The 22,255-nt window shown below is 73.9% G+C and carries 23 protein-coding genes; 6 read left to right on the top strand and 17 right to left on the bottom strand.

The annotated features are described in order from the left end of the window. Positions 1–28: 28 nt before the first annotated feature. A complete protein-coding gene (locus ACIQUT_RS35680) occupies positions 29–1,135 on the top strand; it encodes a phosphatase PAP2 family protein (protein WP_403569266.1) in 1,107 nt (368 codons plus the stop codon). A 443-nt stretch (positions 1,136–1,578) separates the two neighbouring features. On the opposite strand, the gene ACIQUT_RS35675 is transcribed toward ACIQUT_RS35680, so the two are convergent. Both ACIQUT_RS35675 and ACIQUT_RS35670 read right to left on the bottom strand, forming a co-directional pair. Then, entirely contained in the window at positions 1,579–2,574 is a 996-nt protein-coding gene (locus ACIQUT_RS35675; protein WP_403569265.1) for a helix-turn-helix transcriptional regulator, read from the bottom strand. Positions 2,575–2,931: 357 nt separating this feature from the next. Then, positions 2,932–3,690 (bottom strand): transglycosylase family protein, encoded by a 759-nt coding sequence (locus ACIQUT_RS35670; RefSeq protein WP_403569263.1) that lies wholly within the window; start codon positions 3,688–3,690, stop codon positions 2,932–2,934. Between the two features lie 377 nt (positions 3,691–4,067). Between ACIQUT_RS35670 and ACIQUT_RS35665 the strand changes: the two genes are divergently transcribed. Next, a complete protein-coding gene (locus tag ACIQUT_RS35665) occupies positions 4,068–4,886 on the top strand; it encodes a hypothetical protein (RefSeq protein WP_403569261.1) in 819 nt (272 codons plus the stop codon). Positions 4,887–5,040: 154 nt separating this feature from the next. Next, positions 5,041–5,511 (top strand): hypothetical protein, encoded by a 471-nt coding sequence (locus ACIQUT_RS35660; protein WP_403569259.1) that lies wholly within the window; start codon positions 5,041–5,043, stop codon positions 5,509–5,511. A gap of 48 nt (positions 5,512–5,559) precedes the next feature. Here ACIQUT_RS35660 and der read toward each other — a convergent pair whose 3' ends face one another. From der to ACIQUT_RS35640, 4 genes are all read right to left on the bottom strand, one after another. Continuing rightward, on the bottom strand, positions 5,560–7,020 hold the full coding sequence (der, locus tag ACIQUT_RS35655; RefSeq protein WP_403569258.1) for a ribosome biogenesis GTPase Der: 1,461 nt from the start codon (positions 7,018–7,020) through the stop codon (positions 5,560–5,562). Between the two features lie 107 nt (positions 7,021–7,127). Beyond that, positions 7,128–7,823, bottom strand: a complete 696-nt coding sequence (locus ACIQUT_RS35650; protein WP_403569256.1) for a lysophospholipid acyltransferase family protein — start codon at positions 7,821–7,823, stop codon at positions 7,128–7,130. Then, positions 7,772–8,482, bottom strand: a complete 711-nt coding sequence (gene cmk, locus ACIQUT_RS35645) for a (d)CMP kinase (RefSeq protein ID WP_403569254.1) — start codon at positions 8,480–8,482, stop codon at positions 7,772–7,774. The genes ACIQUT_RS35650 and cmk overlap by 52 nt, the downstream gene beginning before the upstream one ends. Positions 8,483–8,727: 245 nt before the next feature. Next, positions 8,728–9,816: a prephenate dehydrogenase gene (locus tag ACIQUT_RS35640; RefSeq protein ID WP_403569252.1), complete on the bottom strand. Its 1,089-nt coding sequence runs from the start codon at positions 9,814–9,816 to the stop codon at positions 8,728–8,730. 207 nt (positions 9,817–10,023) lie between these two features. Here ACIQUT_RS35640 and ACIQUT_RS35635 point away from each other — a divergent pair, with 207 nt between their 5' ends. The 3 genes from ACIQUT_RS35635 (at position 10,024) to ACIQUT_RS35625 (ending at position 11,906) form a co-directional block, all read left to right on the top strand. Further along, positions 10,024–10,365, top strand: coding sequence for a DUF952 domain-containing protein (locus ACIQUT_RS35635; RefSeq protein WP_403569250.1), 342 nt, complete (start codon positions 10,024–10,026; stop codon positions 10,363–10,365). A 149-nt stretch (positions 10,366–10,514) separates the two neighbouring features. Beyond that, positions 10,515–11,006, top strand: coding sequence for a Rieske (2Fe-2S) protein (locus ACIQUT_RS35630; protein ID WP_403569248.1), 492 nt, complete (start codon positions 10,515–10,517; stop codon positions 11,004–11,006). Between the two features lie 120 nt (positions 11,007–11,126). Beyond that, the gene (locus tag ACIQUT_RS35625; protein ID WP_403569247.1) at positions 11,127–11,906 is read left to right on the top strand and encodes a DNA polymerase beta superfamily protein; all 780 of its coding nucleotides are present in this window, start codon (positions 11,127–11,129) and stop codon (positions 11,904–11,906) included. Here ACIQUT_RS35625 and ACIQUT_RS35620 read toward each other — a convergent pair. The 11 genes from ACIQUT_RS35620 to ald all read right to left on the bottom strand — a co-directional run bounded on the left by ACIQUT_RS35620 (position 11,829) and on the right by ald (position 22,130). Next, positions 11,829–12,101: a hypothetical protein gene (locus tag ACIQUT_RS35620; RefSeq protein ID WP_403569245.1), complete on the bottom strand. Its 273-nt coding sequence runs from the start codon at positions 12,099–12,101 to the stop codon at positions 11,829–11,831. The genes ACIQUT_RS35625 and ACIQUT_RS35620 overlap by 78 nt on opposite strands. Next, a complete protein-coding gene (locus tag ACIQUT_RS35615; RefSeq protein ID WP_403569243.1) occupies positions 12,098–13,123 on the bottom strand; it encodes an ADP-ribosylglycohydrolase family protein in 1,026 nt (341 codons plus the stop codon). Before ACIQUT_RS35615 ends, ACIQUT_RS35620 begins: the two co-directional genes overlap by 4 nt. Next, positions 13,120–13,917 carry an NUDIX hydrolase gene (locus tag ACIQUT_RS35610; RefSeq protein ID WP_403569241.1) on the bottom strand — a complete coding sequence of 266 codons (798 nt, stop codon included), beginning with the start codon at positions 13,915–13,917 and terminating at the stop codon, positions 13,120–13,122. The genes ACIQUT_RS35615 and ACIQUT_RS35610 overlap by 4 nt, the downstream gene beginning before the upstream one ends. A 5-nt stretch (positions 13,918–13,922) precedes the next feature. Next, entirely contained in the window at positions 13,923–15,020 is a 1,098-nt protein-coding gene (locus ACIQUT_RS35605; protein ID WP_403569239.1) for an AAA family ATPase, read from the bottom strand. Beyond that, on the bottom strand, positions 15,017–15,649 hold the full coding sequence (pnuC, locus tag ACIQUT_RS35600; protein ID WP_403569237.1) for a nicotinamide riboside transporter PnuC: 633 nt from the start codon (positions 15,647–15,649) through the stop codon (positions 15,017–15,019). Before pnuC ends, ACIQUT_RS35605 begins: the two co-directional genes overlap by 4 nt. A 102-nt stretch (positions 15,650–15,751) precedes the next feature. Beyond that, a complete protein-coding gene (locus tag ACIQUT_RS35595) occupies positions 15,752–16,927 on the bottom strand; it encodes a pseudouridine synthase (protein WP_403569236.1) in 1,176 nt (391 codons plus the stop codon). Further along, positions 16,927–17,586 (bottom strand): SMC-Scp complex subunit ScpB, encoded by a 660-nt coding sequence (gene scpB / locus ACIQUT_RS35590; RefSeq protein ID WP_403569234.1) that lies wholly within the window; start codon positions 17,584–17,586, stop codon positions 16,927–16,929. Before scpB ends, ACIQUT_RS35595 begins: the two co-directional genes overlap by 1 nt. A gap of 23 nt (positions 17,587–17,609) precedes the next feature. Next, a complete protein-coding gene (locus tag ACIQUT_RS35585) occupies positions 17,610–18,695 on the bottom strand; it encodes a segregation and condensation protein A (protein WP_403569232.1) in 1,086 nt (361 codons plus the stop codon). A 326-nt stretch (positions 18,696–19,021) separates the two neighbouring features. After that, on the bottom strand, positions 19,022–19,534 hold the full coding sequence (locus ACIQUT_RS35580; RefSeq protein ID WP_403569230.1) for a hypothetical protein: 513 nt from the start codon (positions 19,532–19,534) through the stop codon (positions 19,022–19,024). After that, positions 19,519–20,679 (bottom strand): ParA family protein, encoded by a 1,161-nt coding sequence (locus tag ACIQUT_RS35575; RefSeq protein WP_403569228.1) that lies wholly within the window; start codon positions 20,677–20,679, stop codon positions 19,519–19,521. The genes ACIQUT_RS35580 and ACIQUT_RS35575 overlap by 16 nt, the downstream gene beginning before the upstream one ends. A gap of 335 nt (positions 20,680–21,014) precedes the next feature. Further along, positions 21,015–22,130: an alanine dehydrogenase gene (gene ald, locus ACIQUT_RS35570; RefSeq protein WP_403569226.1), complete on the bottom strand. Its 1,116-nt coding sequence runs from the start codon at positions 22,128–22,130 to the stop codon at positions 21,015–21,017. Between the last annotated feature and the right edge of the window lie 125 nt (positions 22,131–22,255).

Genomic DNA, 22,255 nt, shown 5'->3' with positions numbered 1-22,255 from the left:
CCAGCGGCGCGCGGTAACGTCGATTGACGTGCGTACCGACCAAATCCTGTCCCGGCTGGAGCGGGTGTTCGCCCGACTGGACCGGGAACCCGAGCGACCGGCTCATCTGCAAACGCCGCAGATGAGCCGGCACCGCGTCGTGCTCTTCGGAGCGACCCTCGCCTTCTATCTCGCGATCGTGGTGGCCGTACTGGCCACGTCCTGGCTCGTCCGCCTGGACTGGCAGGTCATGTTCTTCCGGCCGTACGACCAGTGGCCGCAGCTGCACGCCTTCCTCGACTACCTCGTCGTGCTGGGGCAGCGCGGACCCACGGCGGTCATGGTCGCCGCATGGCTCGGCTGGCGCTCCTGGCGGCAGCACACCCTGCGCCCGCTGATCACCCTCGGCGTGGCGCTGCTCCTGCTCAACATCACCGTGGGCGCGGTCAAGCTCGGCCTCGGCCGCCTCGGCCCGCACTACGCCACCACGATCGGCTCCGCGGAGCTGTTCGCCGGCGGCGACATATTTCCTTCCGGCCACACCGCGAACGCCGTCGTGACCTGGGGAATCCTGGCCTACCTGGCCTCCACCACGGTCACCCGGCGGGTGCTGTCCGTGGTCTCCGCGGTCGTCTCGCTCAGCGTCGGCGCCACCACCGTCTACCTCGGCACCCACTGGGTCAGCGACGTCCTCCTCGGCTGGTCCGCGGGCCTGCTGATCATGCTGGCGCTCCCCTGGTTCGAGCCGCTGATCGCGGGCGCCGAGGCCTGGGTGTTCGAGCGGCGGGAGCGGATGCGGCGGCGCGTGGAGGCCGGCACGGTGCCCGCACCGGTCGCCGGCGCGCTCGTCCCGCTGCTCTCCGCGGGCGGCAAGTGGCAGCCTCCGCACACCACCGGAACCGGTGGCTCCGCGGCTGTGGCGGGAGTCCCGGCCGCGGCCCGGACCGCGGAGGCGGCAGCCGGCGCCCCGGTCCCGGGCCAGCCGACCGCCCCGGCATCCGCGCACGCCGCGGTGCCCCGGCCCGCGCACCACGCCGGACGGGCGCACCTGGTCCGCACCGAGCGGGTGCCGGCCGCGCCGGGCGGCACCCGGCGCCCGGCGCACACGGAGCGGACCCCGGCCGGACGCGCCGCCCGCCCGGCCACCAACGGCTGAACCGGACGGCCGAACAGGCCCCCGGAACACGCGGGGACACCCTGCGGGGCGGTACGCACACCACCCTGCTCCCTCCCCCCACAGCACGCACCGCCGAAGGCGGGCCGGGCCTCCGCCCGGCCCGCCTTCGCCGTCGGATTCCCCAGGACGTCAGCCGCGCGCCCGGAGGTTCGTCCGAACCGGGTCACGCTTCTGTCACGGAATGTCGACAGTTCTCCGGGTACGCCGAGTTCTCCGGAAGTCGCGTGCACGCCGCGAACAACCGCCCTTCCCGCATTCCATTTCCGGGCCCGGTCCGAACCGCCGCCGCACGGCCCGGGAAGCGACGCGGAACCGGGCCCGGACAGCCACCCGACTCCATTCGCATTTCGTTCGAGAACGCCCGAATTCCGCGGGCCGATTGCCCCCGGGCAGTCGGCGGACGGCCACCCGGGCTCCCGGTTTCAATGCCCCTTCTCCGCGGCCGCGGTGCCGCCCGACCGGTCCACCGCCCGCCCGAGGAGGTCCCGGGCCGCCCGGATCCGGTCGGTCAGTTCCGGCGGCTCGACCACCTCGAACTCGCAGCCGAGCAGCATGACGTGGACGACGAGCGCGTCGAGGCCGGCGGCCCCCGTGCGCAGCAGGCAGCTCTTGTCGTCGACCGGTTCCAGGGCCCCGGCGCCCGGCCCGATCAGCCGCGCCGCGTCCTCGGCCGGCATCCCCAGCCGCAGCACCGCACGCGCGGCGTACGCGGCCTGCGCCACGCCCCGGGAGACGTACGCGGCCAGGTCCTCCGCGGGTGCCGGGCGGGGGGTGAACCGCGGCCCGTGCGGCGGTCTGGGCTCGATCCGGTCGGCGCGGAAGGTCCGCCAGCCGTCCCGCTCCACGTCCCACGCGACGAGGTACCAGCGCCGCTCCGTGCACACCAGCCGGTGCGGCTCCACCACCCGCCGCGAGGCGCTGCCCTCGTGGTCCCGGTAGGCGAAGCGGAGCCGCTCGCCGTCCCGGCACGCGGCGGCCAGCTCGGCCAGCACGGACGGGTCGACGGCGCTCCGCTCCGGCGCACGCAGCATCGGCACGGTGAACTCGTCGATCGCCGACACCCGCCGCCGCAGCCTGCCCGGAAGGACCTGCTCCAGCTTGGCCAGCGCCCGTACGGAGGCCTCGCCGATCCCCTCGACCCCGTTCCCGGCGGCGGTGCGCAGCCCCACCGCGACGGCCACCGCCTCGTCGTCGTCGAGCAGCAGCGGCGGCAGCTCGGCCCCGGCGCCCAGCTGGTAGCCGCCGCCGGTCCCGGGGGTGGCGTTCACGGGATAGCCGAGCTCCCGCAGCCGTTCCACGTCGCGCCGCACCGTCCGCGGGGTCACGCCGAGGCGCTCCGCGAGGCCGGCCCCGGTCCATTCGCGGTGGGCCTGCAACAGGGACAGCAGGCGCAGCAGTCGTGCGGAGGTCTCCAGCATGCGGAGCAGTGTGCCAGCGCCGAGACCCCCGCCCGGCGCCCGCCCGCCACCGGCCGGGTGCGGTGCGCCGCCCGGGGCGCGCCGAAGCAGCGCGCGGCACCCGCCCCGGGCGACCCGCCCCCGCCGCCCCGGACCACCCGGCTCCGCCCCGGACGGCCCGTCCCCGCCGTCCCGACGGCAGGCCGCGAACAGGCCTGCCCTGTGCTCGACGTCCGGGTCCGGGGTGGCGGTCGCCCACGGCAGCCCCCGCGCCGTCCACCGCCTCCCGGCACCACCGAACCGTCCGGCACACGGACGAGTGAGGTACGCGCCGCCGACAACCGCCGACCCACTACACCGGCCCCGGGGCCACCGCGGCTAAGTCCGGCCCGGGACCACGTACTTGGCCGACTGCGCCGGCTCCGCGTCCGCCCCCGCCGGCCCCGGAGGCAGGGCGGACGGCCTCGTGGGCGACTCCAGCGGCCTCGCGGGCGGCTCCAGCGGCCTCGCGGGCAAGGACGGCGGATTCGTGGGCGACGCGGGCGGTGCGGGGAGGGCCAGGAGCATGCCGGGGGTGATCACCTGCGGCACCGGGCCGATCAGCGTCCGGTTCGCCTCGTACAGGGCCGGCCACCCGCCCTCGACGCTCCGGCGGCGGGCAATGCCGTCGAGCGTGTCCCCGGCCCGCACCACGTGCACCCGCCCCGCCAGCCCGTACCGCTTCGCGCACACCGGCCAGGCCTCCCAGCCCTGCCGGGCCACCACCTCCTCCGCCACCAGGATCTGCTGCTCCCGGTCGGCCAGGTCGGCCCGTGCCGCGAACGCCAGGCCCCCGTACGCCTCCCAGGTCGGCTGCCCGAACTGCAGCCCGCCGTAGAAGCCGTTGCCGGTGTTGACCGCCCAGCGCCCGCTGCTCTCGCAGTCGGCCACGCAGTCCCAGGGCCACTCCGCGCCCGGCCCGCAGTCCCCCGGTCCGCTGCCGATGGTGCCGGGCGAGCCGGGGTGCGCCGCCGCCGCAGGCCCGGGCGCCGGAGGTGGAGGGGCCGCGCCGGCTCCCGACGGGAGTACGAGGACGAGAGCCAGCGCGACAGCGGCCGCAGCCGCCGAAGCGGCCCGCCGGATCCGGGGGTCGGGCATCGGGTCACGCTACGCAGTCCGCGGCCCCGTTTCCGCCGCGCCACGCGGCCGGGGCCGCACCGGGCCCGAACCCCACCCGGTCGGCGGACCCGGCAGGCACGCGGCAGCCCCGACAGCAGACCCGCGACGCCCCGTAGCAGCCCTGCTGCCTACCCGTGGGCCGCATACCCAAACGCGCAGCTCCGGCCAGCAACTGCACACAAAACGGCAACAGTTGGCCCGAAAACAACCCCGTGGTGCGACCGTTCACCCCTCCGGGGGGCGGGTTCGATTCCGTTCCCTCCGACGGCGTGACCCCGGCCGCCGCTCCCCCGTTGATCCGGCAGGCCGGGAACCGCTCGGCCCGCCCCTGCTTGCCTAGTCCGAGGAGCCACCCCGTGCCCCGCATGCTCGACGTCAGTGATGAGGTACGTGCCGAGATCGGTGACGAAGAAGCCGAGAGGCTGCTCACCGGCGACGACGCACCGCGCAGTTACGACTGCACCTCCTGCCGCACCCCCGGGGACCCGGAGACCGACCGCACCAGCACCGTGCTGTTCGTCGGCGAGGAGACCGCCGTCCTCGCCTTCGCCCACGCCGGCTGCATCCCCTCCCAGGTCGTGAACGTCTCCGAGGAGCAGTTGCAGGGCGCCGTGCGCAGCATCACCGGTGACAGCCCGGCCCCGCAGGCGGCTCCCGCCCCCGGCGGCTCCGTGCCGCAGAGCGTGCCCGGCGGCCAGGCCGTCCTCGGCATCACCAGCGGGCTGGTCCTGATCGGCGGCGAGCTGCACCCGGCGCTCGTCGTCGAGCCGACCGCGCCGATCGCCCGCCCGGGCAGCGACGGGCCCGGCGACGACTTCCTGCCGCTCCTCATCGAACAGGGCTTCCACTTCGTCACCGACACCGCCGAGGTGCCCTCCCCGCTCGCCGGGTGGTCGGTGCTGCTCGCCGCGGGCCAGCTGCACGCCGTGCTCCAGCCGGACCCGAAGGGCGGCAAGCCGGTCGCCTGGTGGCAGGCGCACCAGGCCCTGTCGGTCACGGACGGTTGGCGGGCCGCCGTCAACAAGAACCAGCGCGTCCTCGTCTACGCCGCCCCGGTCGGCTCCATCGGCCAGCAGCCCCGAGAGGACCTGCTGCGCGAGGCGCTCGACCGGGCCGCCGCCGGCGGCCGGCTGGTGGCCGCCTCGATGCCGCTGGCAGGCACCCCGGGCGCCTGACGCCGAGGGACCCCGAACCGGTCGGCCCGCCCCTCACGAGGGGGCGGGTCGGCGTGCGCCGGGGGTGTGCGGTCCGCCCCGCGCACCCCCGGCGATCTGCGTTTTCCCGGCCTCGGGCCGCATCCGCGAGGGCCCCGGGGTCGTTTGCTGATACGTGCATTCATACGACCCCTCCCGCGCCTCTGCCCATCCGAGCGCCGTCTCCCCGATGCGCCCCGTACGGGACCGGGACAGTGCTCCGGCCGCCCCCTCGCACACCCCGATCTACGACGCGCTGTACTCGGAGTACCTGCGCGCCTTCCGGGCCCTGCCGGGCGACCGGACCGGCGAGGAGGACCTCGCCTTCACGGCGTTCTCGTACGGCGGCTCCTACACCGGCTCCGTGACCGTCACCGGCACGTACGGCGGCGGCTGGAGCGGCTCCGGCTGGCAGCCCGAGCCCTGGCTGCCCGCGTACGCGCCCGTGCCGGCCCAGGCGCCCGTGCCGGTGCAGGTGCCGCAGCCCACGTACGCGTACGCCGCCACCGGCACCGCGACCGGCATGTACGCCGGCGGGCGGCAGCACCAGACCGGGATGCACCACATCCCGGCGGCCCTGCCGCCCGCTCCGCGCCGCGGCTACTGACCCGGGCCCGGGAGACCCCGGACCCGCCCGCCGCCGCTGCCGCTGCTGCTACTTCTTCTTGTGCTGGGCGCCGCGCTTCTCGCGCACCCGCACGGAGATGTGGATCGGGGTGCCCTCGAAGCCGAACTCCTCGCGCAGACGGCGCTCGATGAAGCGCCGGTAGCCGTGCTCCAGGAAGCCGGAGGCGAAGAGCACGAACCGCGGCGGCTTGCTGCCCGCCTGGGTGCCGAACAGGATGCGGGGCTGCTTGCCGCCGCGGATCGGGTGCGGGTGCGCCGCGACGATCTCGCCGAGGAAGGCGTTCAGCCGGCCGGTCGGGACGCGCGTCTCCCAGCCCGCGAGGGCGGCCTCGATCGCCGGGACCAGCTTCTCCATGTGGCGGCCGGTCATCGCGGAGACGTTGACCCGGGGCGCCCAGGAGACCTGCTGCATCTCGGTCTCGATCTCGCGCTCGAGGTAGTAGCGGCGCTCCTCGTCGAGCTGGTCCCACTTGTTGTAGGCGATCACGACGGCGCGGCCTGCCTCGACGGCCATGGTGATGATGCGCTGGTCCTGGACGCTGATGTTCTCGCTGGCGTCGATCAGGATGACCGCGACCTCCGCCTTCTCGACGGCGGCGGCGGTGCGCAGCGAGGCGTAGTAGTCGGCGCCCTGCTGGAGGTGGACGCGCTTGCGGATGCCGGCGGTGTCGACGAACTTCCAGGTGACGCCGCCGAGTTCGATCAGCTCGTCGACCGGGTCGCGGGTGGTGCCGGCCAGTTCGTTGACGACGACCCGCTCCTCCCTGGCGACCTTGTTCAGGAGGGAGGACTTGCCGACGTTCGGGCGGCCGATGAGCGCGATGCGGCGCGGGCCGCCGAGCTGGCCGCCGCCGAAGGACTGCGCGGGGGCGTCCGGCAGCGCCTCCAGGACGGCGTCGAGCAGGTCGCCCGTGCCGCGGCCGTGCAGGGAGGACACCGGGTAGGGCATGCCGAGGCCGAGGGACCAGAGCGTGGCCGCGTCGGACTCGCCGGACTGGCCGTCGACCTTGTTCGCGCACAGGACGACGGGCTTGCCGGCGCGGCGCAGCAGCTTGACGACGGCCTCGTCGGTGTCGGTGGCGCCGACCTTGGAGTCGACGACGAAGACGACCGCGTCGGCGGTCTCGATGGCGTACTCGGCCTGGGCGGCGACGGAGGCGTCGATGCCGAGGACGTCCTGCTCCCAGCCGCCCGTGTCGACGACCTTGAAGCGGCGGCCGGCCCATTCGGCCTCGTAGGTGACGCGGTCGCGGGTGACGCCCGGCTTGTCCTCGACGACCGCCTCACGGCGGCCGATGATGCGGTTCACCAGGGTCGACTTGCCCACGTTCGGGCGGCCGACGACGGCGAGGACGGGGAGCGGGCCGTGGCCCGCCGCCCCGATCGCGTCCTCGACCTCCTCCAGGTCGAAGCCTTCCTCCGCGGCGAGCTCCATGAACTCCGCGTACTCGGCGTCGCCAAGCGCTCCGTGGTCGTGCTGGTCGTTCATGAAGTCCGTTCCTCGTCGTTCGTGGTGATCGGTGGCAGCCGGGCGGGATCCCCGCAGCCTCCGCGGGCGGTGCCCGCGGCGGCTGCCACTACTGGGTCAAGTCTCGCTCAGCGCCCGGTGAGGCGCTTGGCGTCGGCCAGGTGTGCGGTGAGCCTGCTCTGGATGCGGACGGTTGCCTCGTCCAGGGCGGTGCGGGTACGGCGGCCGGTGCCGTCGCCCGCGTCGAAGGGGGAGCCGAAGACGATGTCGACCCGGCTCTTGAAGGGCGGCAGCCCCCGGATCAGGCGCCCCTGGCGGTCGGTGCTGCCCAGGACGGCGACGGGCACGACGGGCGCGCCGCTGCGGACCGCGAAGTAGGCGAGGCCGGCGCGCAGCGCGGCGAAGTCGCCCTCGCCCCGGGTGCCCTCGGGGAAGATCCCCAGGGCGCCGTCGTTCTCGAGGACCGCCAGGGCCTTCGTGATCGCGGTGCGGTCGCTGCCCGAGCGGTCGACCTTGACCTGGCCGATGCCGTCCAGGAAGGTCCCGAGCGGGCCGACGTACGCCTCCTTCTTGATCAGGAAGTGCAGCGGCCGGGGTGCCGTGCCCATGACCATGGGCCCGTCGATGTTGTGGGAGTGGTTGACGGCGAGGATGACGGGGCCCGAGGCGGGCACGCGCCAGGCTCCCAGTACGCGGGGCTTCCACAGCCCGTACATGAGCCCGACGCCGATCCGCCGGCCGACCGCCGCACCCTTGAGGGAGGGCGTGTCGCTCACTTGCGGCCCGCCCCCGCCCTCTTCTCCTCGACCAGGGTCACGACGCACTCGATGACCTGGTCCAGGGTCAGCTCGGTGGTGTCCACCTCGACGGCGTCGTCGGCCTTGGCCAGCGGCGAGGTCTTGCGGCCCGAGTCGGCCGCGTCCCGCTTGATCAGGGCTTCCCTGGTGGCCGCCAGGTCGGTGGCCTCCTTGCCGCGCAGCTCGCCGCTGCGGCGGGCGGCGCGGGCCTCGGCGGAGGCGGTGAGGAAGATCTTCAGGTCGGCGTCGGGGAGGACGGTGGTGCCGATGTCCCGGCCCTCGACGACGATCCCGCCCTCGTCCGCGGCAGCCGCGGCGATGGTGCGCTGCAGCTCGGTGATCAGGGTGCGGACCTCGGGGACGGCGCTGACGGCGCTGACCTTGGAGGTGACCTCCCGGGTGCGGATCGGGCCGGAGGCGTCCAGCCCGTCGACGGTGATCGTCGGCGCGGCCGGGTCCGTCCCGGAGACGATGGCCGGCTTGCCGGAGGCCACGGCGATGGCCTGCGGGTCGTCGGTGTCGACGCCGTTGCTGATCATCCACCAGGTGATGGCCCGGTACTGGGCACCGGTGTCCAGGTAGCGCAGCCCGAGCTTGGCGGCCACGGCCTTGGAGGTGCTGGACTTGCCCGTGCCGGAGGGACCGTCGATGGCGACGATCACGGCGGACGGAGCTGCGGTTTCCACGGTGCGGGCACCTTCCTGGTTGCGCGGGCGTGTCAGGGCGCGACAAAGCACCCCTGCCCAAGGTTACCGGCCCGCGCCGCGATCACCGCCCGCCCGGTCCCGGACCAGGGCCGGGAGGCCGGGCGGGGCGGCGCGGAGCCCGCCCGAAACGGGCCCTGATGCGGGGGCGGCCACCGCCGGACCAGGGCCCGGCCGCCACTGTCGGCGCAGGGTCGGCTACTTTCGGTGCGCGGGTGCGCGGTCGGCTACGGTCGGCGCAGGGCCCAGCCGCGGTCGCGGAGCTCGGCGGTCAGGGCGGCCGCGGCCCGCGGGTCGACCATCAGCTGCACCAGGCCCGCCTGCTGCCCGGTCGCGTGCTCGATCCGCACGTCCTCGATGTTGACCCCGGCCCGGCCCGCGTCCGCGAAGATCCGGGCGAGCTCGCCCGGCTGGTCGCTGATCAGGACGGCCACCGTCTCGTACGCCATCGGCGCCGTGCCGTGCTTGCCCGGCATCCGGCCCCGGCCCGTGTTGCCGCGGCGCAGCACGTCCTCGATGCCGGACGCTCCCCCGCGCCGCTGCTCCACGTCGGCGGATTCCAGGGCCCGCAGCGCCTCGACCGTCGCGTCCAGGTCGGCGGCGATGCCGGCGAGGACGTCGGCGACCGGCCCCGGGTTCGCGGAGAGGATCTCCACCCACATCCGCGGGTCGGAGGCGGCGATCCGGGTCACGTCCCGGATCCCCTGGCCGCAGAGCCGTACGGCGGTCTCGTCCGCCTCCTCCAGGCGGGCGGCGACCATGCTCGACACCAGCTGCGGGGTGTGCGAGACGAGCGCGACGGCCCGGTCGTGCGCGTCGGCGTCCATGACGACGGGGACGGCCTTGCACAGGGCGACGAGCTCCAGCGTGAGGTTCAGCACCTCGTGGTCGGTGTCCCGGGTCGGGGTCAGCACCCACGGCCGCCCCTCGAAGAGGTCCGCGGTCGCGGCGAGCGGCCCGGACTGCTCCTTGCCGGCCATGGGGTGGGTGCCGATGTAGGCGGTCGTGTCCACGCCGAGCGCCGCCAGCTCCCGCCGCGGCCCGCCCTTGACGCTGGCCACGTCCACGTACGCGCGGGCCAGGCCCCGTCCGATCGCCTCGGCCAGGGTCGCGGCCACGTGGGCCGGCGGCACGGCGACGACCGCGAGGTCGACCGGGCCGTCGGGCGCCTTGTCGGTGCCGGCGCCGAGGGAGGCGGCCGTACGGGCCTGGGCCGGGTCGTGGTCGGCCAGGTGGACGGCGATCCCGCGGGCGGACAGGGCGAGCGCCACGGAGGTGCCGATCAGTCCGGTTCCGATGACGACGGCGGTTCTCACGGGCGCTCCAGGGGTGGCGGTATTGCGTTACGGCACGTCAGGGCCAGCGTATGCGCTCCGCGGGAGGTGCCGTGTTGGGCCGGCGATCGCCTGCGGGCCCGTTGTGGCCGGTCGCGCAGTTCCCCGCGCCCCTCCGGGGCGCCGGCGCCCACGCCGGGACGCGCCGCGTCACGGGTGGCACGGACCGGCTGGGGTACAACGATCGGCATGATCTTCCACATCGTCCCCCTCTCCGACTGGACCGCCGCACCCGATCTCCCGTACGCCCCGCCCTCCCTGGACTCCGAGGGGTTCGTGCACTGCTCCGCGGACCGTCCGACGGCGCTCGGGATCGCGGACGCGCACTACCGGGACGTCCCGGGGCCGCTGCTGGCGGTCGAGCTGGACGAACGGGCCCTGACCTCGGAGGTGAGCCGGGAGGGTGAATCGGGCGCCCGCTACCCGCACGTCCACGGCCCGCTGGACCGGGCGGCCGTGATCCGCCTCTGGGAGGTGGTCCGCCGCGCCGGCGCCCCGGCGGAGCTGGCCCCGTGGGTGCCGGGTTCCTGAACCGGCGGCGCGGCGGGCTGCGCCCGGGCCCGCCGCACGCCAGGATGCTCCTCGCGAACCCCCCACCCGGCGGCCCCGGCCACCCGGCCACCAGCCCGGCCACCCGGCGACCGGGCGGCCCCGCCGCGGCCTTGAACGAGGAGCAGCGCATGAGCAACCCCCAGCCCACCGCCCGACGCGCCGTACTGGCGGCAGGAGCCGTCGCCGCCCTGTCCGGCGGCGCGCTCACCGGCTGCGGCAGCGGCGGCAAGGAGACCGCGCAGACCCCGCCGAAGGGCGAATCCCCCGCGGCCGCCACGCCCGCCCCCGCGGGCACGTCCGCGGCGACGCCCACGACGGGCGGCGACGCGTCGCAGACGCTCGTGAAGGCGTCGGCGGTGCCGGTGGGCGGCGGCACGGTCCTCACGCCCAGGAAGCTGGTGGTCACCCAGCCGTCGGCCGGGACCTTCCGCTGCTTCACGGCGGTGTGCACGCACCAGGGCTGCCTGGTGAACAAGGTGGCGAACGGCACGATCGACTGCCCCTGCCACGGCAGCAAATACAACATGTCGGACGGTGCCGTGGTGCACGGCCCGGCGACCCGCCCGCTGGCCCAGCAGAAGATCGCGGTCTCCCCGTCGGGCGACATCACCCTGGCCTGACCCGCCGGCCCGACCCGCCGGCCCGACCCGCCGGGCTGACCTGCCGACTCGGCCCCACTGCCCTGCCCCCGCCCCGTAATCCCTTCGCGAGGGGTCCGGGCGGCTGCGTAAGCTCCCGGAATGACCGCCGCACCCAAGCCGCCCGCCGAAGCCCCGGACCACCACGCCCTGGTGCGCGGCCACACGGTCTACGCGTGCGTGATGGGCTCCCGGGCGTTCGGGCTGGCGACGGAGGCGAGCGACACCGACCGGCGCGGCGTCTACCTCGCCCCGACGCCGCTGTTCTGGCGCTTCGAGAAGCCGCCGACCCATGTGGAGGGTCCGCGGGAGGAGGAGTTCAGCTGGGAGCTGGAGCGCTTCTGCGAGCTCGCCCTGCGCGCCAACCCGAACATCCTGGAGGTCCTGCACTCCCCCCTGGTGGAGACCCTCACCCCGGTCGGGGAGGAGCTCCTCTCGCTCCGCGAGGCGTTCCTCTCCCGCCGGGCCCACGCCACCTTCAGCCGGTACGCGGCCTCCCAGCACGCGAAGCTCCGGGCGGACGTCCGCATCCACGGCGCCCCGCGCTGGAAGCACGCCATGCACCTGGTGCGGCTGCTGCTGTCCTGCCGCGACCTGCTCCGCACGGGCCGGCTGGTGATCGACGCCACCCCGCACCGCGACCGCCTCCTCGCCCTGAAACACGGCGAACTGGCCTGGCCGGAGGTGGAGTCGTGGATGACCCGCCTCACGGAGGAGTCCGAAGCGGCCCTGACGACCACCCCCCTCCCCGAATCCCCGGACCACGCCCGCGTCGAGTCCTTCCTCACCCGCACCCGCCGGGCGTCAGCGGTGCGGTGGGCGGTGGCGGACGACGAAGTCGTCCAGCGCGGCGTGCGCGGTGGCCCCGTCAGGCAGGGCTGACCCGGCCTGGGCGGCGTCCAGGACGGCGTGCAGGGCCTGGAAGTCCTGCCCGACGCGTGCTCCGTCGGCGCCGACGGCCGGACCGTGTTCGACAGCGGCCTTTGCCTCAATGAGCCCGGCCAGGTAGGGCGGGGCACCGGCCACCTCGCCCAGCAGGGTCGGCAGATGGGCCTGGACCCCGCCGGCATGTGTCACGCGTCCCAGAGGGTGGCGTGGGTGAGGAGGTCCTCGCGGTATTCGATGACCGACGTCCAGTCCTCGGGCCAGGCGTCCGCGCCGAGGTGGGCGCCGGCGAAGGCGCCGGCCAGGCAGGCGATGGAGTCCGAGTCGCCGGCGGTGCAGGCGGCGCGGCGCAGGGCCGTGAGGGGCTCGTCCGGGAAGAGGAGGAAGCACTGGAGGGCCGTTGCCAGGGCTTCCTCCGCTATCCAGCCTTCGCCCGTGGTGAGGCAGGGGTCCGTCTCCGGGGAGGGCGTCCTCAACGCCGCCGTCAGGCGGTCCAGGGCGGCCAGGCACTCGTCCCAGCCGCGGGCCATGAAGGACTCCGGGGTGGCGTCGGAGGCGGTGCGCATCCAGAGGTCGCCGAGCCAGCGCTCGTGGTAGCGGGTGCGGTTGTCCAGGGCGTACGAGCGGAGGAGGCCGACCAGGCCCGTGACCTCCGTGCCCTGGGCCAGGAGGTACACCGCGCGGGCCGTCAGGTCCGAGGCCGCGAGGGCCGTGGGGTGGCCGTGGGTGAGGGCCGACTGGAGCTGGGCGGCGCCGGCGCGTTCCTCCTCCGTCCAGCCGGGGACGAGGCCTATCGGGGCCACGCGCATGTTCGCGCCGCAGCCCTTGGAGCCGATCTGGCTGGCGTCCCGCCAGTCCCGGGCCGGGTCCTTGAGGAGGCTGCAGGCGCGCAGGCAGGTGTTGCCGGGGGCGCGGTTGTTCTCCGGGGACTGGTACCAGTCCACGAATTCCTCGCGGACCGGACGGGTGAGCCGGAGGGGGCCGACGGGGCCGCGGGCCGTGGCGGTGCGGATGCCGCGGGCGAGGGCCAGGGTCATCTGGGTGTCGTCCGTGACGATGGCCGGGCGGGGCAGGCGCATCTGCCGCCACGGGCCGGTCTTCGCCAGGATCGACGGGACGTCGTTGAACTCCGTCGGGAAGCCCAGCGCGTCCCCGAGGGCCAGGCCCAGGAGGGAGCCCGTCGCTGCGCGTTTCGTCGCCGCCGTCTTCGTCATGTCGTCGGGGTCCCTTCCGTGGGCGTGATGGTGGGTGTGGTGGTGGGTGTGGTGGTGGGCGTGATGGTGGGTGTGGGGCGGAGCAGTGGGGGGTGCAGGGCGGTGGCCGGGCCGGCCCGGTAGAGGGCGGCCGGTTTGCCGCGGCCGCCGGTGAGCCGGGCGGCTCCGGGCACGGCTTCGACGAAGCCGGGGGTGGCAAGGACCTTGCGGCGGAAGTTGGGGCGGTCCAGGGCGGTGTCCCAGATGGTCTCGTAGACGGATTGGAGCTCGCCGAGGGTGAATTCGGGCGGGCAGAAGGCGGTGGCCAGGCAGGTGTACTCCAGCTTGGCGCCGATCCTGGAGCGGGCGTCGGCGAGGATCACCGCATGGTCGAAGGCCAGGAGCCCGGCCTCCCCCGCCGGCACCCACCGGGCGCGGTCCGCGTCGCCGCCGCCCTCCGCCACCGGCTCGGGCATGTCCGGGACGAGGGCGGTGAAGGCCACCGACACCACCCGCATGCGGGGGTCGCGGTCCGGGTCGCTGTACGTGCGCAGCTGCTCCAGGTGGAGGGCCGCGACGACCGGCTCCGGGAGGCCGGTCTCCTCGGCCAGTTCGCGGCGGGCCGCGGCCTCCGCGGACTCGCGGGGCAGGACGAAGCCGCCGGGGAGTGCCCAGGCGCCTGCGTACGGGTCCTGCCCGCGCCGGATCAGCAGGACGTGGAGGGCGGCGTCGCGGACGGTGAAGACGGCCAGGTCGACCGTGACCGCGAAGGGGGCGTAGGCGTGCGGGTCGTAGTCCGGTCCCGGGTCCGTCATCGTCGTCAGCGCCCTTCCGGGAGGGGGTCGGTGAAGTGCCGCCCTTCGGCCAGGAGTTCGTCGACCGCGGTGACCGCCGTGTGCAGGCGCGTCGCGCGGTCGCCGCGGACGACGAGGAAGCGCCGCCCGGTGCGTTCCAGTTCCTCGCGGAAGCGGTCCGTCATCCACGGCCGCAGGTGCGGGCCGTCGCGCAGGCCGTCGTCCTCGAAGGGGACGTCCGCGTGGTCCGTCAGCAGGTACAGGTCGCGTCGGCGCGCGGCCCCGATCCGCTCGACCTCCTCGTTGCGGCCGCCCGTGTACCGCTCGTGCCAGATGCCGGTGGTGAAGGAGTCGGTGTCGCAGAAGAGGACGGGCGAGCCCGCGCGGGCCGCCCGCTCCTCGTCCTCGTCCTGGCGGCGGGCGATGACCGGGAACTCGTCGGAGGTGAACTCCACGTCCTCCCAGGCCGCCGCCGGGTCGGCGGTGCGCGCGGCCGCGAGTTTCTCCTCGCTGTACCGGCGGCCGTACTCGGCGACCCAGCCCGTTTCCGCCCACACCCCGCCGCGGCCCCGGTAGTGCTCGGCGAGCGCCCGCGACAGCGTGGTCGTCCCGGTGGACTCGGCGCCGAGGACGACGACCCGCCGGGCCAGCGCGGCCCGGACCGCCGGGCTGAGGTACGGCCAGCAGCGGACGGGGTCGGCGCGGACCGCCGTCCCGGAGACCGGGAACCGGCTCCGGCCGGGGTCCACGAGGACCTCCTCGGCCCCGAAGCGCCGGGCGAGCTCGGTCCCGTACTCCTCCGAGGTGAAGACGGCGTCCACCGGCTCGGACACGGCGCCCCGGAAGACGGCCATGTGCGCGGCCCAGATCGCCGGGTCGTGCAGGTCCACGGGGACGTCGTCGAGCGCGCCGACGACCCGTACGCCCGCCTGCCGGTGCGTGTCCCGCATCCAGGCGACCCGGTCGGCGAGCGGCACCGACTCGACGGAGGCCGCGCAGACCAGTACGGTCAGCCGCTCGCACTGCGCGGCGGCGGTGTCCACCAGGTGGTGGTGGCCGGCGTGCGGCGGGTAGAACTTGCCGAGCACCAGCCCGTGGGCGTATCGCCGGTCCGTGCCGCTCATGCCGCCGCCTCCGCGGTCGTACGCCCGCCCGCGCCCGGCAGCGTGCGCCGCCAGCCGGCCAGGCCGGCCACGCACAGGGCGAGGAAGCCGACGTAGAGGGCGGCGGTCAGGTACAGGCCCTTGTACGCGTACAGCGGGATGTAGACGAGGTCCGCGGCGATCCACAGCCACCACGATTCGACGAGCTTGCGGCACTGGCCGTAGGTGGCCATCAGCGAGAGCCCAGTGGTCAGCGCGTCCCAGAACGGGACGGTGGAGTCCGTGGCCCGGTCCAGCAGGAGCGTGAGGGCGAGCACCCCCACCGCCCCCGCCGCGGCCAGTACGGCCCATTCGGTGCGCGTGGTGCGGCGCACCGGCAGGGCTCCGGCGGTTCCTGGTCCACCCCCGTGGGTCCAGGACCACCAGCCGTACGCGGCGAGGGCGATGAAGACGAGTTGCAGGCCGGCATCGGCGTACAGGCCGGCCTGGGTGAACAGCACGATGAAGAAGACGTTGTTGGCGATGCCGACCGGCCAGTTGGCGATGTGCTGCCGGGCCACGAGCCAGACGCACAGGGCCCCGGTGGCGAACCCGAGTACTTCGGTCCAGCTCACGAGAGCATCGACCCCCCTCACTCCCTTAATGGTCATTCTGACTATAAACAGCGCGGGGGGTGTCGGGCAAGCAAAAAGCCCGCAGTGCCACAGGGCACTGCGGGCTCCGTCGCGGACGGCGGCCGGCGGACCGTCGTCCTACAGGCCGACCTCGCGCATCAGCATGCCGACCTCGGTGTTGCTCAGGCGGCGCAGCCAGCCCGACTTCTGGTCGCCCAGCTCGATCGGGCCGAAGGCGGTGCGGACGAGCTTCTCGGCCGGGAAGCCGGCCTCCGCCAGCATGCGGCGGACGATGTGCTTGCGGCCCTCGTGGAGGGTCACCTCGACCATGTAGTTCTTGCCGACCTGGTCGATGACGCGGAAGTGGTCGGCGCGCGCCCAGCCGTCCTCCAGCTCGATGCCGTCCTTGAGCTTCTTGCCGATGTCGCGGGGCAGCGGGCCGGTGATGGCGGCGACGTACGTCTTCTTCACGCCGTACTTCGGGTGCGTGAGGCGGTGGGCCAGCTCACCGTGGTTGGTGAGGATGATGACGCCCTCGGTCTCCGTGTCGAGCCGGCCCACGTGGAAGAGCCGGGTCTCGCGGTTGGTGACGTAGTCGCCCAGGCACTGCCGGCCGTCCGGGTCCTCCATGGTGGAGACGACGCCGACGGGCTTGTTCAGCACGAAGAACAGGTACGACTGGGTGGCGACGGTCAGGCCGTCCACCTTGACCTCGTCCTTGGGCAGGACGCGCTTGCCCTGCTCCGTGACGATCTCGCCGTTGACCTCGACGCGGGCCTGCTCGATCAGCTCCTCGCAGGCGCGCCGCGAGCCCATGCCGGCCCGGGCGAGCACCTTCTGCAGCCGCTCGCCCTCCTGCTCGGCGCCCGGGAAGGTCTTCGGGGTCTTGATCACCGGCTTGTCGGCGTACCGGTCGCGTACGCGCTCCTCGATGCGCGCCTCGAACTCGCGCGACCGGGAGGGGCCGCCGTAGCCGGCCTCGCCGCGCCGGGCGCCGCCGCCGTAGCCGCCCTGGCCGCCGCCCTGGCCGCGCTGGCCGCCCTGGGGGCCGCCGGGCTTCTTCGGGCTGCCCTTGGCGCCGCCGCGCGCGGCCGCGCCGCGGGAGCCGCGGGTGCGCTCGCCCTCGGGGCCGACGTCGTAGAGGCGCTCCTCCGGACGCGGACGGCGCGGACGCTGCGGCGCGCCGCCCGCCCGGTCGTCGCGCGCGTTGCCGGCGCCGCGGGAGTTGCCGCGCCCGCGTCCGTCTCCGCCCTTGCGGCTGCCGCCGCCGCCCGTGTTCCGGTTGCCGCCGTTGCCGTTGCCGCTGCTTCGCATCAAAGTTCCGTCGTCTTGTCGTCTTCTTCGGTGTCCGGTGCGTCCGGATCGAACGACGGAACACCTTCCTGCGTCTCGGCTTCGATCGCGTCCGCCTCGGGGAGGAAGGGCGCGAGCTCCGGGAGCTCGTCCAGGCCGCGCAGGCCCATCCGCTCCAGAAAGTAGTTCGTCGTCCTGTACAGGATCGCACCTGTTTCGGGTTCCGTGCCCGCCTCGGCCACCAGACCCCGCTGCAGCAGGGTCCGCATGACCCCGTCACAGTTCACCCCGCGCACCGCAGAGACCCGGGAGCGGCTGACCGGCTGCCGGTACGCGACCACGGCCAGGGTTTCCAGGGCGGCCTGGGTCAGGCGGGCCTGCTGCCCGTCCAGGACGAACCGCTCGACGGCCGCCGCGTACCGGGGCCGGGTGTAGAACCGCCAGCCGCCGGCGACGAGCCGCAGCTCGAAGCCGCGCTGCCGGACGGTGTACTCGTCGGCGAGCTCGCGCAGGGCGTCGGCCACCTCCCGGGGGGTGCGGTCGAGGACCTTCGCGAGGTGCGCCTCGGTCGCGGGCTCGTCCACGACCATGAGGACGGCCTCCAGGGCGGGCTTCAACGGCATCCCGGCCACACCGCCGCCGCCGTCGTCGTCTCTGCTGTGGTCGCTGTCGTCGCTCATGTGCTCATCCCACGTACTCATTCTCATTCCGTGACGTCCACGGGCCGGTCGAACTCGTCCGTCACGACGGGCATGCCGTCGCCGTCCCCGCCGGTCCAGCGGACGGTAAGGGTCCGCAGGGCCTCCTCCTGGTCGAGGACCACCGCCTTCTCGCGGTACAGCTCCAGGAGGGCCAGGAAGCGGGCGACGACGGTGAGGGTGTCGCCGGTGTCCTCGGTGAGGTCCTGGAAGGTGGCCGTGCCGCGCTCCTTGAGGAGCGCGACCACCACGGCCGCCTGCTCGCGCACGCTGACCAGCGGCGCATGGATGTGGTCCACGTAGACCTGCGGCTTGGCCCTGGGCTGCATGGCCTTGACCGCGAGGCGGGCGAACCCTTCGGCGCCGATGCTGATCACCACGTCGGGCAGGAGCTCGGCGTGGTGGGGCTCCAGGCCGACGGTGCGGGGGTAGCGCTTGCCCTCGGCCTCGTTCCGCTCCTCCAGGATCGCGGCGATCCGCTTGTACGCGCGGTACTGGAGCAGGCGCGCGAAGAGCAGGTCGCGGGCTTCGAGGAGGGCGAGGTCGGCCTCGTCCTCGACCTCGGCGGCGGGCAGCAGCCGGGCCGCCTTGAGGTCGAGCAGGGTCGCGGCCACGACGAGGAACTCGGTGGTCTGGTCGAGGTCCCAGTCGGGGCCCATGGCGCGGATGTGCGCCATGAACTCGTCGGTGACCTTGGAGAGGGCGACCTCGGTGACGTCGAGCTTGTGCCGGGAGATCAGCTGGAGCAGCAGGTCGAAGGGGCCCTCGAAGTTGGCGAGCCGCAGCGTGAACCGCCCGTCGCCGCCCTGCGCGGGCTCCTCGCCGCCCCCGTCCTCGGACTCCGGAAGGGCCGCCGGGGGTGCCTCCCGCGCCTCCCGGGTCCCACGCGTGCCCTCCGGTACCGCGGCAGGCGCCTCAGGCGCCGCCTGGGCGGGCTCGGGGGCGCCGCCGGTGTCCGAGGGCGCCCCGGCCGGCTCGGGCCGCTCTGCGGCCGCCTGCGGCCGCAGAGGCGCGACGGGCGGGACGGGCGCGTTCGGCCCGCGGCCCAGGGTCCGGCGGGGAGGGCGGCCGGATTCGGCGGGAGGGGGCATCGCAGTCCAGGGTGGTACGAAAGTTCGGGCCGATCGGCCACTCCAAGACTCCCACGAACCGCAGCCCCCACCACCGCCGGACCCGCCCCCCGCCCCCCGAACCGCCGGGCCGAACGCACGCCGCGCAGCAGGCTCGGGGCACCGTGAACGCCGGGCAGCACGGGCACCGGCCGGCCTTGTACGGCGCGGACCTCAAGGGGCGGGCGGGAGTCGGGGCCCGGCGGGAGCACCCCGGAGCCGGCACGGGAACCCGGGCAGGGCTGCCGGGAGGGCGCAGGGGGCCGGGGCCCGGGTGGGCCGGGCGGGAGGCGGGAGCGCGGAGGCGGTCAGCGGCCGCGGAGGCGGCGGACCAGGATGCTCGCGTCGCCGCGGGATTCCAGGTCCGCGAGGACGACCGCCACCGCCTCGCGGACGATGCGGCCGCGGTCCACCGCGAGGCCGTGTTCACCGCGGAGCACCAGGCGGGCGTGCTCCAGGTCCATCAGCTCCTCGGCGGAGACGTAGACCGTGATCTTCTCGTCGTGCCGCTCACGCCCGCTCGGCCGGCGGCTCGCCGTCCGGGCGGGGGTCTTGCCGCGCCGGGCGGGCGGGGTGACAGAACCTTCCTGCGGCCGCCGCGGGGCTCCCACCACGGGGTCCGTGCGCTCCGTGCCGGCCGCCGCCTCCCGGCCGCGGCCCTCCCCCGACGCCGCGGGGGCCTGCCCCGAGGCCGCCGAGTGCTCCGGCGCGGCCTCCGGGGCCTCCTCGCCGCCCCGCTTCGGCGAGGACGACTGCAGCGCCATCCCGCCGGTCGTACGGAAGAGTTCGTCGGCTCCGGGCAGACTCACTCGGCGTGACACCGGGCGAGCACCTCCCTGGCCAACTGGCGGTAGGCGGCGGCCCCGACGGAGTTCGAGGCGTACGTGGTGATCGGCTCGCCGGCGACCGTGGTCTCCGGGAAGCGCACCGTACGGCCGATGACCGTGTGGTACACGTGGTCGTCGAAGGCCTCGACGACGCGCGCCAGCACCTCGCGGCTGTGCACCGTGCGCGAGTCGTACATCGTGGCGAGGATGCCGTCGAGCTCCAGCTCGGGGTTGAGCCGCTCCTGCACCTTCTCGATGGTCTCCGTGAGGAGGGCGACGCCGCGCAGGGCGAAGAACTCGCACTCCAGCGGGACGATGACCTTGTGAGCCGCCGTCAGGGCGTTCACGGTCAGCAGGCCGAGCGAGGGCTGGCAGTCGATGATGATGTAGTCGTAGTCGTTCATCAGCGGCTTGAGCGCCCGCTGCAGCGTCGACTCGCGCGCGACCTCGCTGACCAGCTGCACCTCGGCAGCGGACAGGTCGATGTTGCTCGGCAGCAGGTCCATGTTGGGGACCGCCGTCTTGAGCAGCACCTCGTCGGCCGACATGCCCCGCTCCATGAGCAGGTTGTAGACCGTCAGGTCGAGTTCCATCGGGTTCACGCCGAGGCCCACGGACAGGGCGCCCTGCGGGTCGAAGTCGACGAGCAGCACGCGGCGCCCGTACTCGGCGAGCGCGGCACCCAGGTTGATGGTGGACGTGGTCTTGCCCACGCCGCCCTTCTGGTTGCACATCGCGATGATCTTCGCCGGACCGTGGTCGGTCAGCGGACCCGGGATCGGGAAGTACGGCAGCGGCCGCCCGGTGGGGCCGATCCGCTCGCGGCGCTGGCGGGCAGCGTCGGGGGCGAGTGTGGCCGCGTACTCGGGGTCGGGCTCGTACTCCGCGTCGGGGTCGTAGAAGTGCCCCTCGGGCACCTGGTCGTAGTCGGCGAAACCAATGGGCAAATCGCCGCTGTGGTCGCCGGCCGTGGAGTTCACGTCTAGGCCGTCCATGCTCTTTTGGGGCGTCGTCATGTGCTGGTGGTGTGCGAAGGTGCGGACTGCGACGGAGCCGACAGCTTCGAGCCCGGCAGGGCTCTGGCCCCGATCGGGCGTTCCTGCTCGACCACCCCCAGGAGTAAATGTCGACTCATTCACAAGTCGTCTTACCTCCTCGGACGTGACCAGGACACTTATCGATAGGTCAGCGTGGCACCATGCCGACGGTTGGCGACTCTATGGCGTGTCACCGCTCAGCGGCAACACAATCCACTGGACCCGCAACGATGTGTCGGCATCCGAACACCACTCTGTCAAGGGTGTCCGGCCCGCCTCTGTGAAGTTTCGCAGGTGTGCGAAAGGGTTAAAGGGTTACGTTCGAGGCGAGTTGAACAGCGGACGCACGGCTTCCGCAAACGCGTCCGGCCGGACCTTGCGGGCAAGGTCCGGCCGGATACGTGAGATTGACGTCAGTCGTTGACGTGCTGGTCGGGTCAGCCGAGCAGCGCGCTGAGCTCGACGGACTCCAGGCCGTGGGCCTCGGCGACCGGGCCGTAAACGACCTTGCCGTCATGGGTGTTGAGGCCCAGCCCCAGCGCGGCGTCGCGGCGCAGCGCCTCGACCCAGCCGAGGTTCGCGAGCTGCACGATGTAGGGCAGCGTGGCGTTCGTCAGCGCGTAGGTGGAGGTGTTCGGGACCGCGCCCGGCATGTTGGCGACGCAGTAGAAGACCGAGTTGTGGACCTGGAAGGTCGGCTCGGCGTGGGTGGTCGGACGGGAGTCCTCGAAGCAGCCGCCCTGGTCGATGGCGATGTCGACAAGTACACTTCCGGGCTTCATCTTGGCGACGAGCTCGTTGGTGACCAGCTTCGGGGCCTTCGCACCCGGGATCAGCACGGCGCCGATGACGAGGTCGGCCTCGATGACGGCCTTCTCCAGCTCGTAGGCGTTGGAGACGATCGTCTTGACCTTGGTGCCGAAGACCTTGTCGGCCTCGCGCAGCTTGTTGATGTCGCGGTCGAGCAGGGTCACGTGGAAGCCCATGCCGATGGCGATCTGGACCGCGTTCCAGCCGGAGACGCCGCCGCCGATGACGACGCACTCGCCGGCGTGGGTGCCGGGGACGCCGCCGGGGAGCACGCCGCGGCCGCCGGCCGAGCGCATCAGGTGGTAGGCGCCGACCTGCGGGGCCAGGCGGCCCGCGACCTCGGACATCGGGGCGAGCAGCGGGAGCGCGCGGTTGGCGAGCTCGACCGTCTCGTACGCGATGGCGGTGGTGCCGGACTCCAGCAGGGCGTCCGTGCACTCGCGGGAGGCCGCCAGGTGCAGGTAGGTGAAGAGCGTCTGGTCCTTGCGGAGGCGGTGGTACTCCTCCGCGATGGGCTCCTTGACCTTCAGCAGCAGGTCGGCGGTGGCCCAGACCTCGTCGGCGGTGCCGAGGATCTCGGCGCCGGCGGCGACGTACTCGGCGTCGGAGATCGAGGAGCCGACACCGGCGTTCTGCTCGATGAAGACCTGGTGGCCGTTGCGGACCAGCTCATGCACGCCGGCGGGCGTGATGGCGACCCGGAACTCGTTGTTCTTGACCTCGCGGGGGATGCCGACCTTCATCGTCGATCACGGTCCTTGGCTCAGGGGATATTACGGGGCACTTCCATACATACCCGTCCACAAGGCGCGCAACGGGATGCACCACGAGATGACGTGGTGGAGCCAGTCTAATGAAGGATGAGGCG

The organism is Streptomyces sp. NPDC090445, from assembly GCF_044769385.1.
Classification (GTDB): domain Bacteria; phylum Actinomycetota; class Actinomycetes; order Streptomycetales; family Streptomycetaceae; genus Streptomyces.
The sequence above is the reverse complement of the archived record's forward strand: the minus strand, read 5'-3'. Positions and strand labels throughout refer to the sequence as shown.